Consider the following 16670-nt stretch of genomic DNA (forward strand, 5'->3'; position numbering starts at 1 on the left):
CCTCTGGTCTACTCGTCTAGTCATGTGAGCCGTTTATGACGTCCACGCCCGAGCGCGTGCCGGACTCGATGGCGGGGGCGAGGAAGGTGTGCGAGAGCCAGAAGCCGAAGAGGGCGACCAGGACGACGACCCAGGCGCGGACACCGAGGAACTTGACCGCTCCCCAGGCGAAGAGGCCGAGGACGACGACGAGGGGCAGGCTGACGGTCACGGGTGGGCGGTCCTTTCAGCGGGCGGGGCAGCGGTGGGTGCGGGCGGCCAGTTCGGCGGCGGCCCGGCTGTCGTAGTCGGCGGAGAAGCCGCAGCGCGGAGCGGTGCAGGCGGCGGTGTGCTTCTCACGGCCCCGGCCGTCGTAGAAGGTGCCGACCTGTACGGGGCCGATGCGGGTGACGTTGCGGAAGCGCTTCGGGCGCGGCATCACGGGCTCTCCTCTCCGGTGAAGTCGCGGGCGTGGTCGGTGAGCCACTGCGCGATCTCCGGGTGTTCGTCGGCGGTGGCCCGGTTGATCGCAGCCTCAGCGGTGGCCACGGCTTCGACGAGTTGGTTGTTCCGGGTCAGCTCGGCAGCACGACGTAGGGCGGATCGGATGGACGGACGCATGGCAGGTGTCTCCGCTGCTGTCCGGTGAGGCGGGTGGCGATGGCGTCGGCGAGTGGTGCGGGGACGCCGAGACGAGCGCGCAGGGTCGGGACGTCGATGGGCGTTCCGGTACGGGTGTGGTGCTCTGCTGCGACCTTGCGTGCGTGCTCGACCAAGGCGGCCGGGACGGGTACGGCGGGCCGCTCGGGCGGGGGCTCGATGGCCGGCGCGGTCGGTTGGGGTGCGGTGGTCGGTTCGGGCGCGTCCTCCTGGTCGTCATCGGTGTCGGTGTCGGTGTCGGTGTCGGCAGGCTCCGGGATGTTGTCGACGGCCGCCGGTGCGATGTGGGCGAGCAGCGTGCCGCCGAGGAAGGCGACCGCGGGCCATCCGGCGACGAGGATGCGGAGCCAGGCCGGGACGTGGTGCATGTCGAGCAGGCCGGCGGTGGCGACGTTGGCGCCGAGAGACGCGGCGAGCGCGATCACGAACCAGCACCACCCGGCCGTTTTCGCGTCGCCGGTCCGCAGTCGGCGCCAGGCGGCGACGAGCAGCAGGTCGACGCTGATCGGGTAGGCCCATGCTTTCCACCCGTCCTGTCCGGCCGCCGAGGCGATGTCGTGCAGGTGGGCGAAGGAGAGCGCCGCCGCGATGAGCGCTTGGACGAGTACCGCGTCGACACGGGCCAGGTGGGCACGCATGCTGCGGCTCCTTCCGGATTCGGGCATGGCAGGGGTAGGGACAGGGCGCGAGGCGGTCACGCCGACCGGGAAGAGGGGGGAAGGTCAGTCGGTCACCGGGCGCGGCCGGACGAGCGGCGCCGGGGTATCGACGGGGCCGGCCGGAACGTACGGCCGGAAGGGCGTGAGCGCGGCCAGGTCGGGTGCCAGGTGGGCCGACTCCCGGCAGACACGGGCGGCGTCACCGAGGGACAGGTACGGCGTGCGGATGCGGGACCAGCCGCCGGAGGTGTCGCCGGCGACGGCCAGGCCCGGCCGTTCGGGGGCGATGGCGCAGGCCGCACCGACCGCTTCCGGGGCGATGTCTCCGAGCGCCATCTTCGCCGAGGCTTCGTCGTTGACGCGGTGGCAGACACGGCCGGTCAACTGGGCCCGCAGCATGGTGGCGCCCTTGCCGAGCTCGGCGCCGAAGCGCTGCCCGCACACCTCCAGGTAGATGCCGGCGGCCCGGCCGAGCTGGGCGAGGCGGATGAGCTGGGTGACCATTTCGTCGCGCCGTTCCTCGTCCTTCTTCGTGGCGACGAGGAAGAGTTCGGCCACCTCGTCGACGAACAACACGACCGGGGTGGGCCGCTCGTTCTCGGGCAGGCCCCAGATGTCGGAGGTGATGTCATCGGCCGGGGTGCCGGGGGCGATGCCCTGCCGGGCCTTGATCAGGTCGTATCGGTCCTCCATTTCCTTGACGAGCACGGGCAGCAGCTCGGCCGCCTGTTCCGGGTCGGTGGCAAGCGCGGAGAGCCGGGCGGCGAACGGCGCCAGTTCCACACCGCGCTTGCAGTCGATGCCGACCAGGGCGACCGGTTGCCGGGCGAGTCCGGTGATCAGGTGGCGCAGGTACATGGACTTGCCGGACAGCGTGGCGCCGAGGGTGAGTTGGTGCGGGATGGCCCGGTAGTCGCGGACGAACGGAGTGGCGTCCTCCCGCAGCGCCACCGGCACCTTCAACAGCCCCGCGGCGAGCTTGCGAGGCATCCGAACGCGTCGCAGGACGTCGAAGCCGACGAGCCGCAGTTCGACCACGCCCGGCTTGATGGTCGTCACGTAGACGGCGTGGACGCCCCAGGCGTGCCGCAGCCGTTCGGCCGAGGCGGCGACGTCGGCCGGCTCCTGCCCCGGAGCGAGCCGCAGCCGGAGCCGCAGGCCGGTCGAGGTGGGCCGGATGATGCCCCGGCGAGGAGGCACCGGTCGCACCTCACGGCGGGTGGTCGCCTTCACCGCCAGGACCCGCAGCCGGGACGGCGCCACGGTCAGGCCGCACGCCTCCATCACCGAGCCGTACGAACCGAGCAGCCGGGCGGTGGATATCGGCAGGCCGACCGTGGACCAGTAGGCGGCCGGATGCTTGGCCCGGGTGTAGGCGGCCCCGCCGCCGAGCACGGCGAGGGGGCCACCCACCTCCAGGAGTGTCGTCAGGTCGGCCATCAGACCGAGGCCCCCGCGGCGGCCGGGAACGCGGCCGGGGTGACGGCGGCGGCCCGGTAGGCGATGCCGTGCCGCTGCTGCCCGTTGAAGACGCTTTCCCACGGGCGGGCGGCCAGGCCCGGCAGCGAGACCGGCGAGCCGAGGGGCAGTCCCTCCGACACGCCGCTCTCCGGGACGGTGACCTTGATCAGCGACGACTCGCCGTCCTCGATGTAGACGACGCCGATCGTCATGAGCGCCTCACCGCTCACGGCGTCCTTGGCGATCTCGCCGGTCTGCCGGTCACGGACCTTGGGTTCCGGGGCCTCGGTCAGCAGGATCGTGGCCGCCGAGGTCTCCACACGGATAGTACGCAAGGATCTTCCCTATCTACTCGTCTAGACATGTTGCGTTCTGCGAACCCGCTTTGCGGGATTCACGTGAACACCTTGCCATGCGACTTGCCCACTCGTCTATACGAGTATGCGTGTCGGTGTGTACGAGTTGAGGGAGTGACCCCCTGCGCACCACCGCCGCTCCCGCGATCAGGTCGCCGGGAGCTGGTACGACAGGACGTAGGCGTCGGCCGCCATCACGGTGTCGCAGACTTCCACGGCCCGCTTATCCGTGTCGTACGCGGTGCGGATGAGGTGGATGACCGGGACGCCGGAGGCCAGCCGCAGCGTCCGCACCTCGTCCGGCGAGGGCATCCGGGCGCGGATCTCTTCTTCGAAGTGGTCGAGGTGGTGGCCCAGCTCCTCGAGGCGGGCATAGATGCCGCCGGGGCCGGGGTTCGGCTCCGCGATGGGCGTGCCACGGGCGATGTCGAGGGGCAGGTAGGAGGTGGCGAACTCGACCGGGCGTCCGTCGAGGAGGTACCGGCGCCGCCGGGCGAGCACGCGCCGCACCGAGCCGAGCCGTGCGGAGACGTCCTGACTCGCCTTTTCCTCCTTCACCTCCAGGCTGTCCACCGTGGGGTGACTGCCGGCGGCGTCGGCCTCCACGATGAACGCGGACTTCCCCTGTTCCCTGTGCCGGCGGGCGAAACGGTCGGAGGCAAGTCGTCGCACGGGCGGCCGGGGGCGGACGAAGACGCCCTTGCCGTGCTCGGCGTGCACGAGCCCCTCCCCCTGGAGGATGGAGAAGGAGTTGCGGACCGTCATGCGGGAGACGCCGTAGTGCTCGACGAGTTCCGCTTCCGAGGGCAGCTTCTCGCCCTCCTTGAACCGTCCGCGGTCGATGGCTTCGCGCAGCTGGTCGGCGATCTGCCGGAAGACGGCACGGTCGCTCGTGGGGTCGAGCGCACCGAGGAAGCCGGAGGGGAGAGGGGACACGTGTACTCCTTTAGGTATCTAGACGAGCGGGTGAGTGTTGTTGCTACCGTGGAGAGCCTAGCCAGCCGAGAGGGCCGTACAACGTGAGCACTGATCGTCCGCACTCCGTGAGCGTCGCCGGGGTCATCGTCGACGACCAGGGCCGGGCCCTGCTGATCAAGCGCCGCGACAACGGCAAGTGGGAGCCCCCAGGCGGAGTCCTCGAACGTGAGGAAACCATCCCCGAAGCCCTCCAGCGCGAGGTCCTCGAAGAGACCGGCATCAAGGTCGCACTTCCCGCGACCCTCACCGGCGTCTACAAGAACATGACCGGCCTCATCGTCTCGCTGGTCTTCCGCTGCGAAGCCGCCGACGGCACGCCCACCACCGGGGACGAGACCCGCGCACTGCGCTGGGCCACCCGCGAAGAGGTCACCGAACTCGCCGACGAGGCGTACGCGATCCGCGTCCTGGACGCACTCGACGCAGCCACACCGCCGGCCGTCCGCGCCCACGACGGCGTGAAACTCGTCTAGCCCGAACCCGCTGCACATGGCGGCCTATCAGCACGAAGGAACTTGTATGCACGAGTATACGAGCACCGCCCGGGTCTGGGGACTGTCTTGCCCAGGATTCCCGGAAGAGGTGAGCCGGGCCCGCCGCTGGACCCGCGACATCCTGCGCGGGTCACCCCTGGCGGAGGACGCCGAGCTGATCGTGAGCGAGCTGAGCGCGAACGCGATCCTCCACACGGCCAGCGGCATGCGGTCGGGCAGCTTCCATCTGGCCCTGGCTGTCTCACCGCAGGTGGTCGCCCTGTCGGTCACGGACGAGGGAGGCACCCGCACAGCCCCGAAGGCCGAGGACCAGGACGAGCAGGACGAGCAGGCCGAGCACGGCCGAGGGCTGGGCATGGTCAGCGCGCTCGCTCACCGGGTCGTCATCCATGACAGCCACGGCGGTCACACGGTCACCGCGGAACTCTTCATCCAGGCACGCCCGACAGGAGGACGCCCATGCTGAAGTCCGTTCCTCCCCAGGCTCAGAACGCGGGCGGCCGGCCTCTTCCCTGCCACTGCCGAGCGGTCGCCTATCCCTTGAACGAAGTGCGCTCCATCCCCTTGGGGTCACACGACGCCACCAGCCCGCGGCTGGCCCTGCGCTGGTTACAGGAGCGCACGCGTCACATCATCGATCAGTTCGACAGGCCGTACGCACAACCAGGACTCCACTGGTTGACGGACGAGGCAGAGCACGAACGAGCCCTGGCCTACATGACCGCAGGCACGGGCTACCAGATCACCCTCTACGACGAGAGCACCCGCTATGTCCTCGTGGCCCACCCGACGGGAGCGGCCACATGACCGGGCTCGCCCGCGGCTACTGGTGCGAATGCTGGACCGAGGACGCCACGGGAGAGGGGCCGGCACTCCTGGCATCGTTCGACGCGTACTCGGCGCCCCAGGCCGACCGATGGGTCGCCATCGCCCTGCGCACCATCTCACCGGCACTCGACTCCGACGCATCGGACGAGGCATGGGCGTGGCTGCACGACGAGCGTGCCGAAACACGAAGGGCCCTCCTGCGCTACGAGCACTGCACGGTGACCATCACGCATGCCGGCGTCCGCATCATATGGACGATCCGACCAGTCCTCTTCCTACCGTTGGCCCACCGGCAGAACATCGAACTCCCAGCCTGTGCACACAGCTTCAAGCCCCGCACGACGCACTGAGTTACAACTTTCTCTACTGGTTCAAGGCGGCTCGCTCCGCTCCCCGCGCGCGGCCCGGCCCCCGGCCGGGCCTGCGCTCCTGTCTCCGCCCCGCTCCAGCCCGGCCGGCGCCCGTGCCGCGCGCACAGCAATCAGCCGCCTGACGTCAGAGAAGGGGTCCGTCGCAGCTGGGACCATCGGCTCCCCAGACCCTTCAGCGACCCAAGGTAACCGCGAGTTGCTCAACCCGCTGTAGGCAACGCGCCAGGCTTGGCGATTCGTCAGCAGCGATTCTGGGGCGCCACAGCCTAAGACCGAAGTCCCGAATATCTGACGCGTAGGTGGGCCCAACGGAGGTGCCACTGTTAGGTCTCGGAACGAGGCCCTCACGAATGTCTCTACGGCGTGACTTTCGCGCCAGGTTGATAATTTCCTGCTTTGGGTCTTGCAGAGAGTCCGGATTTCTAGGCACTTTACTCGCTGAAACCCCAAGGAAGTCGGCGATTGCATCCCGATCTGCGAGCAGCCAAGATTCGATTTCTGCGACTGCCACCCGGAATACCATCAGGTCTGCGGGGACAGGAAGCCATTCACGTACGCTTGCTACTACACAGCCGTCCACCGTGTCCATATCCACGAGAACGAACCAAGGCATGAACTTAGCCGCTTGGTTATATGCAGGCAGCTTTTTTAGCAGCGCCGACTTACCCCCCTTCCCTTGTACCATGTTCACGTCAAGCCCGAACTCTCGCAATATAGAGCGAACCGCGCCTTCATCGGAAATTCCCTCTACTGCGATCATGACCTTGTTCACTGATCACCCCACGAAGAAGCTGAGTTGCCCAGCCTCTTCCGGGGCCGTGAATTCCTTCAAAATGTCTCCCAGGGGAACCCCGGACTCGCGCATAATGCGGATCTCTTCCCGATCTGACAGGCGAGATACCGCAGTACCCTCAGATTCTGGAATTAGCATCAGGACCTCGTCGGACCCGATTCCCGAGTCGTTCAAAATCTCCGGCGAATGACTACTCACCAAGATCTGCCTAGCAGACTTCCTCTGTACCCTTGCGAACATTTGAGGAATGTGTCGAACCACTTCAGGGTGCAGTGATAGTTCAGGTTCTTCCAGTAGCAGCGGGCCGCGTGAATCAGCTACCGCCCATAGTAGGCCAAGGAGTCGCAGAGTTCCGTCCGAAAAGTGATCCTCCGTCTGCCAGGCTCCATTCGGCCGCCAGTGCTGGTACTTTCCTTTCAGGTGCGGAACACCGCGAATGTCAGATTCTAGCTCTAGTTTTTGCAGTTGCGGTACAGCCACCTTAAGAGCGTCGACAATCTTCCGTAGGCGCGCGTCACGGGTCACCTTGGGTGTGCGCGCAATTTGTTCGAGAAAGTCACCTCCAAACGGGTCGTTTTTCTTGCCTACGGACCTGTCCGGCTCTCGAACTAGCTGCGGAACAATGTGCATGTAACTAAGGCTGGTAAAGAACTCCGCCACAATCCGGAATTTTCTATTCACGTTCACTTGCTCAAGGTGCGTCTGACGCAACCGCTCCACGTCCCCACGGTCACCTGCGTCAGGTCGTCGCAACAGGTCCTTCCCCCTGTACTGCACCACCTCGGATTCCACAATTGGGCGCCTGTTGTTATCTTGCTTGAATTTGAGCTCATAGCTCCACTCGTTCGGGAAGGCGTCGTTTCCAAGAGTGACCTTTAGTGAAACTGACGGATACCTTCGAGCCGCGAAAGAGCGAATCATACTCACGCCGCCGCGTTTTGCTACCGCAGCCTCGAACCCGCCACCAACAGATACGATCTCCGAAAGGAATCTGAAGCAGTCCAAGAAGTTCGACTTTCCTGCAGCATTAGGCCCAACCAAAAACATCCTCTGGCGCAAGTCGACCGCAAAACTAGTAAAGTTCCTCCAGTTGGCCACTTGGAGACTTGTGAAGCGCATGTTCTTACGCTCCAACGGTTCGTGCTTGACGCCGTCTTCTGCTTCGCTCACGAAGGCACCCCCTAGTGCAACCGCTCCCGATCACTCACCCGGATGGTATCGCCCGCGCGGGAGTAGCGCTGAGGTATCGCGATGGCTGACTGAGAGTGCAGCTGGCGTGAAGGATGAAGTGAAGGTAGCTCCCCGGCGCCCGGCTCTTTACCACCGCTCCTAGGTCAGTTGCTGTCTCTATGTAGCGGAGCTACTGCGCTTCTCAAAAATGCGCGCCCCGCACCCGCTCTACCTGGGCCATCCAGTCAGCCGCACCCCGTGGCGGTTGCTTCCGCGCAAGACCAACACAGCCGTTGGCCCAGGTCATCACCCTCATCTTCCGCAAATGATCGAAGCTGCCCAAGCTGAGGGCTCAGGCATCGTGGTCACGGACCGGCCGTCGGGGCTTGCTCTGGTCGACGGAGACAGCAGCGTGGCTGAGGCCGGTGGGGGTGCAGCGAGGCACACGCGTGCGTAGTCGGTCGGCGCGCCCGCCGTCGTGGCTGACTGTCGTCGGCTGAGGTTCAGACGGGCTGCATCGACAGTGCCAGCTGTCGGTCGGGGCGGCAGAGCTGGGCCGTCCCTGGGCCGTCCGAGGCCGCTCAACAGTGGCCAATGACGACCAACGACGACCACCAGGCGCACGAGCCCACCGTCCCTGACCAGCAAAGACCCAGGTCACCAAGATCTCCGGCAAGACCCAGGGCAAGAAGAAGTAAGCCTGTACGAAACAAACCCCCTATCAGCGGGTTCTCCGCTGGTAGGGGGTTTTGGCGGTCCCGGGCCGTTTCTGGCCGCCAGCCGGTTGATCGGGCCGGGCTCAGTGCTCCAGGCCCCGGCTGTTCTCTCGTCTCTGCCCGGGGCGTCGTGAGGCACGTCGTCGCACACCAGCAAGAAGTACTCGTCCGCCATCGCCTTCCCCGCCCCTCTCCGGTTCGGAGCGTACGATCCCTCAGCCGTCATGTCGCATCGTCTTGGTGGCGTCGAAGACAGCGGCTACGGCTTCGCAGGTCCGCTCCTGACTGGAAGGCATCAGGTGCGTGAAGATCAGCCGCGTGGTCACCGGAGGCCTGATCGGGCAGCGCACCCACCATCGTGGCTGACTGAACTCGGCTGAAACTCAGGCGACCCCGAGGCCGGCCTCCACCCAAGGTGCTTCGGGGGCGTGCCGACTGCGTGCCCGTGGCTACTCTGCCCGTTTCGCGAGCAGCCGGCCTGTCAGTCCGGAGTGAGAGCCTCCCGGACATGAGCTACGACCTGGCTGTGGCCGTCGAGCGAGCCGCCGGGCCATTGTCCGGGCCGTCTCCGGGCCGTCTCCGGGCCGTCCGAGGCGGCTCGACAGCGGCCAAGTGGGGCGAGGTGCGGCGGCGGGCCGTCAGTCCGCGCTGGTTCCTGTGTCCGGGCGGGGCACCTCCACCTCCGGGCGGGGCATCAGTACCGCCGACACCACCGTGCGGGACGAGGCCATGACGTCGGCCACGAAGCGTCGGCGGCCGATGCCGAGTCGGCGTAGGGACGGGCCGTGGTCGGTGGCGACGACGAGGGAGGCCGCGAGCAGGAGAAGCCGCCATACGGCCATCACCGGGCGGCGCGCCGCGCGGGGCAGCTCCGCCAGGGAGGCGTGCAGCCGCTCGCAGTGGAAGGGGACGTGACGCTGCTCGTCGGACAGGATCCGTCCCGCCACGTCCGCGGTGAGCGGGTCGTCGGTGCCCTCGCGCAGGGCCCGGTAATAACGCAGCGCCACGACTTCCGCGATCATCAGCACCAGCAGCTCCACGCGCAGGCCCATGAGACGCCGTAGCCGTACGAAGACCGTGTCGCTCCAGTACCCGGTCAACGTCGGTTTGCCCCCCGCGGCCAGCAGCCGGGCGAGGAGACGGGCGTGGTTCTGTTCCTCGGCGACGAAGAGCCGGACCGCCTGCGCGTAGTCGGGGTCGCCGGCCCGGTCCGCTGTGCCGACGAGGTTGGCGCCGTCGCCGTCCTCGCCGACCTGGAAGCGCTGGATGCCGGCCCACACCGCCGGATGCAGCGTCGCGCCCTGCCCCCAGTCCGGATCGCCCTGGGCGCGTCTGCGCTCGCGCTCGTCCTCGAACCGCCTTGTCCACTCGGCGAAGTCGCCCGTACGCACCCGGTCTCCCCTCTCCGGGACACGGCCGTGCCCCGGAGAGGGACGACGCGGGCGGACGCCGAACCGTTCCGCCGCCGCCGGACAACGCGGCTCCTCGACAGGCATCGGTCAGCGGCGGAGAGGGGCGCGGGTTCCAACGGGTGAATCCAGTGGGTCGGCGCGTAGCGGCCGGTGCGACAGCGGGAAGGTCATGGCACACCGGACAAACGATGGGCAGGAGGCATGCCGGTGCCGAAGTTCCTCATCCAGGCCAGCTACACGCCCGAGGGCACCAAGGGGCTGCTCAAGGAAGGCGGGAGTGGCCGCCGCGCCGCCGTCGACCAGGTCGTCACCGGCCTCGGCGGGCAGGTCGAAGCCATGTACTTCGCTTTCGGGGAGGACGACATCGTGCTCATCGTCGACTTCCCCGACCCGGTCTCCATGGCCGCCGTCAGCCTCACCGTCAAGGCCGGCGGAGCCCTCCACACCCGGGCCACCCCTCTCCTCACCCTCGACGAGATCGATCAGGCCGCCCGCCGGCAGGTCACCTTTCGCTCCCCCGGCGCGTGACCGGACAGGCCCTGCCGGCGGTTGTTCCGCCGGCAGGGCCTGTCGCTGTGCGGGAGACGTTCCGGTCGGCAGGGGGCCTGTCGCTGTGCGGGAGACGTTCCGGTCGGCTGTGGCGCTACTGGCGGTGCCGGGGCTTGCCCTTGCGTGGGGGCAGGGTCAAGGTGATCTGCCGGACGAGTTGCTGGAGGCAGGCCAGGCACGCGAGGGCGGGGAGGGCGGCTCCGGCGATCCCGGTGAAGGTCCTCTCGGCCTGAGCCACGCACAGCATCATCGCGACGGAGGAGAACAGCAGGACGATGAACCAGGAATTGAACGCCCGGCGCTGATGCAGGGCAGTTCGCAGGATGGAGAGAGAGGCCACCGTCCACGGGCCGTACACGAGAAGAGGCCACCAGGGAATCAGCCCGCTCTTCGTGTCGGACGTGATGCTCTGCAGCGGTCCGTAGGCCACCACGCCACAGAAGACGCTGACCACCGCGACGATGACGGAAACGAACGCGACGATGACGAGACTGCCGGTCTGCATCCACTTGAGCCGGAGTTTCCGGACCCGAATCTTCCGATGCCCGGTGGAAGAACGTCGGATGGGCGGCAACTGGGCGGTGATCTGCGCCAGGCCCTCCATCGGGTCGCCGTAGTCGACACCGGGTGACGACTCGCCGCGAGGCGGCGGCACCATGGCCTCCTGCTCCGCCGGAACAGCCTCTTGCAGGAGATAGGCGAGTTCCTCGACCGGGTCCCAGCCCGAGTCGGGGGGCACCAAGGGATCCCCGACATTCAAGGCGTCGGAGGGGCTGCCGTGCCGGCCGGCACCAGAACCATAGGAATATGAATCGGAATACCATTCATGCCGTACAAAGGAAGGATCCGCATAGTCGTGATTCATGGAAATCCGCTCCCGTCACGCGCGGTCGGCGTGGCAGCCGGACTTTTCCTGGCCGTTCCACCGCTGGTTGAGTTCCTCTTGGGCCGCCTCCAGCAGTACGAGGAACTCGCGGAGCAATGACTCGGTGACCTGGAGTTCGACCCGCACGCCGGTCCCGTGGAAGGCGCCGCCCTCGCGCGCCGAGAGTGCCACACCAGGCGTGTAAGTGTATTTTCCCGCTGTCGCATCACGGGTCGCAGGCAGATTATCCTTCCTCACGCCGCGGTGAGGCAAGCCATGGAACCTTGCTGCTTTCGCCATATCCCGCTAACGCCGCTCCCTCTCCTCCAGATGCGCGGCAAATGAGTGACCCTGATGTGGAGGAAATGTTGGGGAGAGCGTTCTTGATTAAAGTCATCCGCATCTTACTTCGCACGTTATGAGTCGAGCGGTTTGTCTGCTCAGCTCTTTTGGGCGGTAAATAGGACTCGCCGCCAGTGGACAGAGGTGCCGGTGGACAGAGGCGCCGGTGGACAGAGGTGCCGGTGGACAGAAGTGCCGGTGGACAGAGGTGCAGGTGGGCAAAGGTGCGGAGGCCGGGGGCGAGGTCCCACCGTTCCGCCTCAACACGCCCATGTGATCACCATGTCGGTTCCCTAGAGTGATCAACGGTCCGGCCGCCGTCGACGCAGCCGGATGTACGGATTCACGGAGGGAACAGAATGAAGGCAGCACTCAAGCGGCGCGCCGCCACCGTCATTCCGGTCGTCGCCGCCGTCCTCGCGGGCGGCCTCGCGGCAGCCCCGGCGGCGCAGGCCAGTGGTTCGGACGGATGCGCCGGCGGATACGCGAAGTACACGTCGAAGGGTGACTACCTCTACGTCAAGGACCGCAAGGCCGACGGCCGCACCGTCTTCGTCAACCTCGAAGCGGCCAGTGGCAAGCCCTACTTCTGGGACACCTTCCACGTCACCCGAGGCGCGGGAAAGAGCTACACGTGGAACCTCGATCTCCCGGAGAAGCGGAAGGTCAGGATCATCATCTCCCTCGTGAAGGGCGATCCGGCCAACACCAACAGCAAGTGGACCAAGTGCGCCACGTTCACCAGCGCCACCTGACCCCCTGACCCCCTGACCCGGCGACGCACCGCATCGGGCGAGGGCACTCGGAGGGCACTCGGAGGGCACTCAGGGTGCGTGGCCGCGGCTCACCCCAGTGCCCTCTCCAGCACGTCCCGGTGATCGGACACCCACCGGTACGCCGTCCGCACCTCCGTGACCGCCCCGGCGTCACGGAGCCGCCGCATCGCGGGGTCCCCCGCGTCGGCCTCGGCCTGGATGCCGCGCCAACAGCGGTCCTGCCACCACAGCACCGTGGACACGAGTCCGCGCCGGAGCCGCCGCCCCAACCCGTAGCTGTCGGCGATCAGTCTCATCCGCCGGGCCGCGTCCGCCGCGTCGGCCACGGACGGGCCGAGGCCGAGGTACTGCCAGCAGACGTGGGCGACGTCGTGGATGCGTTCGCCCGGCGCCGCGAGGTCCCAGTCGATGAACGCCACCGGGCGCAGCTCACCACCGACCGGCCGGTAGACCGTGTTCCGGGGCGACAGGTCGTTGTGGCAGACGACCTCCTGGTCCGCGGCGAGCGCGCTGCCGGCCGTCAGGTCGTGGAACGCGCGCACGAGCCGGGCCACCGCCACCATGCTCGCGTCCGACGAGACGGCGGCGGGCTGCCGCGGTTCCCAGGCCACGTGCCCGTCGAGGTGGCTGAGGACCTCCCTGCCGTGCTCGTCCACACCGAGATGGCGGGGCGCTCCGTCCCAACCCGCGGTTTCCAGCAGTTCCAGCAGGCCACTGACGTACGGCGTCCGTGCGGACGCCGTACGGCGCACCGTGTTCCCGACCCGGACGACGGTGTTGACGGAACCTCCGGGCAACGACGACTCGGTCATCGCCTCATTCTGCCCGTCCGAGTCCGGGAGCGGACGACGAGGGGCCCGGCGCCGGAGCGCCCGGCCCCTCTCGCGTACGTCCCGCATGTCCCGTAGGTCCTGCAAGTCCTGTGCGACTCGTACGTCTCGTACGGCGGTGAGGCGTCGTCCTCAGCCGCACTGGCAGGGATTGCCCGACTGGCAGCCGCAGCCGCATCCCGAGCCGCAGCCGCACGCGCTGATCAGCATCAGGTTCCGGACGGCGACGGGCTGTTCGGTCGGATGGTCCTGGGTGGGGTCGGGGGTGGAGGTGCTGGGGGCTTCGGCCATGGGTTCCTCCCGGAGGCTAGGGCGCCTGTGCCCATTCCATGCCCGTTGTGTCCGGCGCATCAACGGCGCATGGGGGCTTCCCCGCGCCTCCGGCGGGTTCGAACGCCCCCGAGTGGCTCGCCTACGCCCCCTCGACCGGCTGGATCTCGTTCGGGAGGTCCGGCTGGAACTCGTCCGCGTGCTCGCCCGTCACCAGGAACACGACCCGCTTGGCGACCGCGACCGCGTGGTCCGCGAAGCGCTCGTAGTAGCGGCCGAGGAGGGTGACGTCCACGGCCGTCTCGATGCCGTGCTTCCAGCGCTCGTCGATGAGGTGCTGGAAGAGCGTGCGGTGCAGGAGGTCCATCGCGTCGTCGTCCGTCTCCAGCTGGAGCGCGAGGTCGACGTCCTTCGTGATGATCACCTCGGCCGCCTTGGCCATCAGGCGCTGCGCGAGCTGGCCCATCTCCAGGATGGTGGCGTGCAGGTCCCGCGGCACCGCCCGCTCGGGGAAGCGCAGCCGTGCCAGCTTCGCCACGTGCTGGGCGAGGTCGCCGGAGCGCTCCAGGTCGGCCGACATGCGCAGCGACGTGACGACGATCCGCAGGTCGGTCGCCACCGGCTGCTGCCGCGCCAGCAGCGCGATGGCCCGGGCCTCCAGGTCGTGCTGCAGTTCGTCGATCTTCTGGTCGGCCTCGATCACGCTCTCGGCCAGCTTCAGATCGGCGTCGAGGATGGCGGTCGTGGCGCGCCCGACGGCCGACCCGACCAGCCGGGCCATCTCCACCAGGCTGTCGCCGATCGAGTCCAGTTCCTCGTGGTACGCGTCCCGCATCGGGGGTTCCTCTCGTACTCGTGCTTCCGGGGCTTCGCAAGGTCGTGATGTGCGTTATGCGGTGATGTCGGACTATCGGGTTCCGGGGTTCAGGGCACCCGGCGCTGTGAACCCCACGGTGCCACGGTCCGCCCCGTACGCGTCGGTTTCCGTCACCCTGAATGAACCACCCCTGGCGCCAAGGTGAACTCTGGGCGACGAGTGTTCGAGGTCCCACTCCGATGGCTGTGGCCAGGGCGGATCGCATGCCTAACCTGGACGCATGGACGTGAACGCGGCGGTCGCCGCAGCGGCAGCGATCGCCGGGGTGCTCACCGGTGTCATCGCCATGCTGGCGTTCCGTTGGAGCGAACGCGACCAGAACCGACCCACCAGGACTTCCTTGCACACCGATCCCGTGCTGCCGCCGGGCGTGGACACCGTCCTCTCCGTCCTCCGTTCCTCGGCCGTCGTCCTCGACGAGGCCGACGCCGTCGTCAAGGCCAGCTCCGCCGCGTACGCCCTCGGGCTCGTCCGCGGCGGTGAGCTCGCCGTGGAGCCCATGCTCCAGATGGCGCGGGACACCAGACGGGACGGCGAGATACGCCAGGTCGAGCTGGACCTGCCCCGGCGCGGCACCGGACGCGGCGAGGCGCTCGCGGTCTCCGCGCGCGTGGCGCCGCTGGGCTCCCGGCTGGTCCTCCTCCTCGTCGAGGACCTCACCGAGGCCCGGCGCATCGAGGCCGTACGACGCGACTTCGTGGCGAACGTCAGCCACGAGCTGAAGACTCCGGTCGGCGCGCTCTCCCTGCTCTCCGAGGCCGTCATGGACGCCTCCGACGACCCGGAGGCGGTGCAGCGCTTCGCCGGCCGGATGCAGATCGAGGCGACCCGGCTGACCAACCTGGTGCAGGAGCTCATCGACCTCTCCCGCGTCCAGAACGACGATCCCCTCGAGGACGCCGAACCGGTCAGCGTCGACGAGCTCGTCGCCGAGGCCATCGACCGCTGCCGCCACCAGGCGGGCACCAAGCAGATCACCATGGCCGCCGCGATCCAGGAGCCCGAGGAACCGTCCGCCGGGGTCGGCGACCGCGGCCGGACGGACACCGCCCGGCTGCGCCTGTGGGGCAACCGCGGGCAGCTCGCCGCCGCCCTCGGCAACCTGGTCGAGAACGCCGTCAACTACTCACCCGCCCGCACCCGCGTCGGCATCGCCGCGCGCCGGGTGGCCACACCCGGCGGGGACCTGATCGAGATCGCCGTGACCGACCAGGGCATCGGCATCTCCGACAAGGACAAGGAGCGCATCTTCGAGCGCTTCTACCGTGTCGACCCGGCCCGTTCCCGTGCCACCGGCGGCACGGGCCTCGGACTGGCCATCGTCAAACACGTGGCCGCCTCGCACGGCGGGGAGGTCACGGTGTGGAGCGCCGAGGGACAGGGCTCCACGTTCACACTCCGGCTGCCGGAGGCGGGCGCCGTCCGTGACCGCGTCCGCCAGCACCCCGACCTCGACGCGTACGACACCGCGGCCGAGGGCGGGCCCGCCGGAGGAATCCCCGCCGATTCATCCCCCGACTCCACCGCGTACCACACGCTTTCCGCCCCGGAGGTCCTTCCGTGACCCGAGTGCTCGTCGTCGAGGACGAGGAGTCCTTCTCCGACGCCCTGTCGTACATGCTCCGCAAGGAGGGCTTCGAGGTCGCCGTCGCGACCACAGGGCCCGACGGACTCGACGAGTTCGAGCGCAACGGCGCCGACCTCGTCCTGCTCGACCTGATGCTGCCGGGACTGCCCGGCACGGAGGTGTGCCGGCAGCTGCGCGGCCGCTCCAACGTCCCCGTGATCATGGTGACCGCCAAGGACAGCGAGATCGACAAGGTCGTCGGCCTGGAGATAGGAGCCGACGACTACGTCACCAAGCCGTTCTCCTCGCGCGAGCTGGTCGCCCGGATCCGGGCCGTGCTGCGCCGCCGCGGGGAGCCGGAGGAGGTCACCCCGGCGGCCCTGGAGGCCGGGCCGGTCCGGATGGACGTCGACCGGCACGTCGTCACGGTCTCGGGCTCGAAGGTCGACCTGCCGCTCAAGGAGTTCGACCTGCTGGAGATGCTCCTGCGCAACGCGGGCCGTGTCCTGACCCGCATGCAGCTCATCGACCGGGTGTGGGGAGCCGACTACGTCGGTGACACCAAGACCCTCGACGTGCACGTCAAGCGCCTGCGCGCCAAGATCGAGCCGGACCCGGGCGCGCCCCGCTACCTGGTGACGGTCCGCGGTCTCGGCTACAAGTTCGAGCCGTAAACCGCACGCTGCGGACGTCACGGCCGGAGGGCGGCACCCCACG

The 16670-nt window shown here is 68.2% G+C and carries 22 protein-coding genes; 8 read left to right on the forward strand and 14 right to left on the reverse strand.

What is annotated here, in order from left to right:
- Window positions 1-16: 16 nt before the first annotated feature.
- From ACIP67_RS17665 to ACIP67_RS17690, 6 genes are all read right to left on the reverse strand, one after another.
- On the reverse strand, window positions 17-211 hold the full coding sequence (locus tag ACIP67_RS17665; protein ID WP_401692648.1) for a hypothetical protein: 195 nt from the start codon (window positions 209-211) through the stop codon (window positions 17-19).
- A 15-nt stretch (window positions 212-226) separates the two neighbouring features.
- Window positions 227-418: a mobile element transfer protein gene (locus tag ACIP67_RS17670; protein WP_401692650.1), complete on the reverse strand. Its 192-nt coding sequence runs from the start codon at window positions 416-418 to the stop codon at window positions 227-229.
- A gap of 136 nt (window positions 419-554) precedes the next feature.
- A complete protein-coding gene (locus ACIP67_RS17675) occupies window positions 555-1277 on the reverse strand; it encodes a DUF2637 domain-containing protein (RefSeq protein WP_401692651.1) in 723 nt (240 codons plus the stop codon).
- A gap of 84 nt (window positions 1278-1361) precedes the next feature.
- Window positions 1362-2738, reverse strand: a complete 1377-nt coding sequence (locus tag ACIP67_RS17680) for an FtsK/SpoIIIE domain-containing protein (RefSeq protein ID WP_401692652.1) — start codon at window positions 2736-2738, stop codon at window positions 1362-1364.
- Window positions 2738-3094 (reverse strand): hypothetical protein, encoded by a 357-nt coding sequence (locus ACIP67_RS17685; protein WP_401692653.1) that lies wholly within the window; start codon window positions 3092-3094, stop codon window positions 2738-2740. Before ACIP67_RS17685 ends, ACIP67_RS17680 begins: the two co-directional genes overlap by 1 nt.
- Before the next feature lie 168 nt (window positions 3095-3262).
- Entirely contained in the window at window positions 3263-4051 is a 789-nt protein-coding gene (locus tag ACIP67_RS17690; RefSeq protein WP_401692654.1) for a GntR family transcriptional regulator, read from the reverse strand.
- 107 nt (window positions 4052-4158) lie between these two features.
- Here ACIP67_RS17690 and ACIP67_RS17695 point away from each other — a divergent pair, with 107 nt between their 5' ends.
- The 4 genes from ACIP67_RS17695 to ACIP67_RS17710 all read left to right on the forward strand — a co-directional run bounded on the left by ACIP67_RS17695 (window position 4159) and on the right by ACIP67_RS17710 (window position 5765).
- Window positions 4159-4566 (forward strand): NUDIX hydrolase, encoded by a 408-nt coding sequence (locus ACIP67_RS17695; protein WP_401692917.1) that lies wholly within the window; start codon window positions 4159-4161, stop codon window positions 4564-4566.
- Window positions 4567-4612: 46 nt separating this feature from the next.
- On the forward strand, window positions 4613-5053 hold the full coding sequence (locus tag ACIP67_RS17700; RefSeq protein ID WP_401692655.1) for an ATP-binding protein: 441 nt from the start codon (window positions 4613-4615) through the stop codon (window positions 5051-5053).
- A 212-nt stretch (window positions 5054-5265) separates the two neighbouring features.
- Window positions 5266-5394, forward strand: a complete 129-nt coding sequence (locus ACIP67_RS17705) for a hypothetical protein (RefSeq protein ID WP_401692656.1) — start codon at window positions 5266-5268, stop codon at window positions 5392-5394.
- Window positions 5391-5765: a hypothetical protein gene (locus ACIP67_RS17710; RefSeq protein WP_401692657.1), complete on the forward strand. Its 375-nt coding sequence runs from the start codon at window positions 5391-5393 to the stop codon at window positions 5763-5765. Before ACIP67_RS17705 ends, ACIP67_RS17710 begins: the two co-directional genes overlap by 4 nt.
- A 193-nt stretch (window positions 5766-5958) precedes the next feature.
- On the opposite strand, the gene ACIP67_RS17715 is transcribed toward ACIP67_RS17710, so the two are convergent.
- From ACIP67_RS17715 to ACIP67_RS17725, 3 genes are all read right to left on the reverse strand, one after another.
- Entirely contained in the window at window positions 5959-6558 is a 600-nt protein-coding gene (locus tag ACIP67_RS17715) for a hypothetical protein (protein ID WP_401692658.1), read from the reverse strand.
- 3 nt (window positions 6559-6561) lie between these two features.
- On the reverse strand, window positions 6562-7749 hold the full coding sequence (locus tag ACIP67_RS17720) for an AAA family ATPase (RefSeq protein WP_401692660.1): 1188 nt from the start codon (window positions 7747-7749) through the stop codon (window positions 6562-6564).
- A 1354-nt stretch (window positions 7750-9103) separates the two neighbouring features.
- Window positions 9104-9856 (reverse strand): ferritin-like domain-containing protein, encoded by a 753-nt coding sequence (locus ACIP67_RS17725; RefSeq protein ID WP_401692661.1) that lies wholly within the window; start codon window positions 9854-9856, stop codon window positions 9104-9106.
- A gap of 228 nt (window positions 9857-10084) precedes the next feature.
- Between ACIP67_RS17725 and ACIP67_RS17730 the strand changes: the two genes are divergently transcribed.
- Window positions 10085-10405 (forward strand): GYD domain-containing protein, encoded by a 321-nt coding sequence (locus ACIP67_RS17730; protein WP_401692919.1) that lies wholly within the window; start codon window positions 10085-10087, stop codon window positions 10403-10405.
- A gap of 115 nt (window positions 10406-10520) precedes the next feature.
- Here the strand turns inward: ACIP67_RS17730 and ACIP67_RS17735 are convergent, their stop codons facing one another.
- Window positions 10521-11291, reverse strand: a complete 771-nt coding sequence (locus ACIP67_RS17735; RefSeq protein ID WP_401692662.1) for a DUF2637 domain-containing protein — start codon at window positions 11289-11291, stop codon at window positions 10521-10523.
- A gap of 15 nt (window positions 11292-11306) precedes the next feature.
- Window positions 11307-11483: a hypothetical protein gene (locus tag ACIP67_RS17740; RefSeq protein WP_401692664.1), complete on the reverse strand. Its 177-nt coding sequence runs from the start codon at window positions 11481-11483 to the stop codon at window positions 11307-11309.
- Between the two features lie 509 nt (window positions 11484-11992).
- Here ACIP67_RS17740 and ACIP67_RS17745 point away from each other — a divergent pair.
- Window positions 11993-12388, forward strand: a complete 396-nt coding sequence (locus tag ACIP67_RS17745; RefSeq protein WP_401692665.1) for a hypothetical protein — start codon at window positions 11993-11995, stop codon at window positions 12386-12388.
- An 89-nt stretch (window positions 12389-12477) separates the two neighbouring features.
- Here ACIP67_RS17745 and ACIP67_RS17750 read toward each other — a convergent pair whose 3' ends face one another.
- The 3 genes from ACIP67_RS17750 to phoU all read right to left on the reverse strand — a co-directional run bounded on the left by ACIP67_RS17750 (window position 12478) and on the right by phoU (window position 14344).
- Window positions 12478-13221 (reverse strand): phosphotransferase, encoded by a 744-nt coding sequence (locus ACIP67_RS17750; protein ID WP_401692666.1) that lies wholly within the window; start codon window positions 13219-13221, stop codon window positions 12478-12480.
- Between the two features lie 150 nt (window positions 13222-13371).
- The gene (locus ACIP67_RS17755; RefSeq protein ID WP_401692667.1) at window positions 13372-13530 is read right to left on the reverse strand and encodes a hypothetical protein; all 159 of its coding nucleotides are present in this window, start codon (window positions 13528-13530) and stop codon (window positions 13372-13374) included.
- A gap of 121 nt (window positions 13531-13651) precedes the next feature.
- The gene (gene phoU / locus ACIP67_RS17760; protein ID WP_385078375.1) at window positions 13652-14344 is read right to left on the reverse strand and encodes a phosphate signaling complex protein PhoU; all 693 of its coding nucleotides are present in this window, start codon (window positions 14342-14344) and stop codon (window positions 13652-13654) included.
- 262 nt (window positions 14345-14606) lie between these two features.
- Here phoU and ACIP67_RS17765 point away from each other — a divergent pair, with 262 nt between their 5' ends.
- Together ACIP67_RS17765 and ACIP67_RS17770 are read left to right on the forward strand one after the other, a co-directional pair.
- A complete protein-coding gene (locus ACIP67_RS17765) occupies window positions 14607-15950 on the forward strand; it encodes a sensor histidine kinase (protein ID WP_401692669.1) in 1344 nt (447 codons plus the stop codon).
- Complete coding sequence (locus ACIP67_RS17770) at window positions 15947-16627, forward strand: response regulator transcription factor (RefSeq protein WP_015659563.1); 681 nt, start codon at window positions 15947-15949, stop codon at window positions 16625-16627. The genes ACIP67_RS17765 and ACIP67_RS17770 overlap by 4 nt, the downstream gene beginning before the upstream one ends.
- Window positions 16628-16670 lie beyond the last annotated feature (43 nt).

The organism is Streptomyces sp. NPDC088812, assembly GCF_044750285.1.
Classification (GTDB): domain Bacteria; phylum Actinomycetota; class Actinomycetes; order Streptomycetales; family Streptomycetaceae; genus Streptomyces.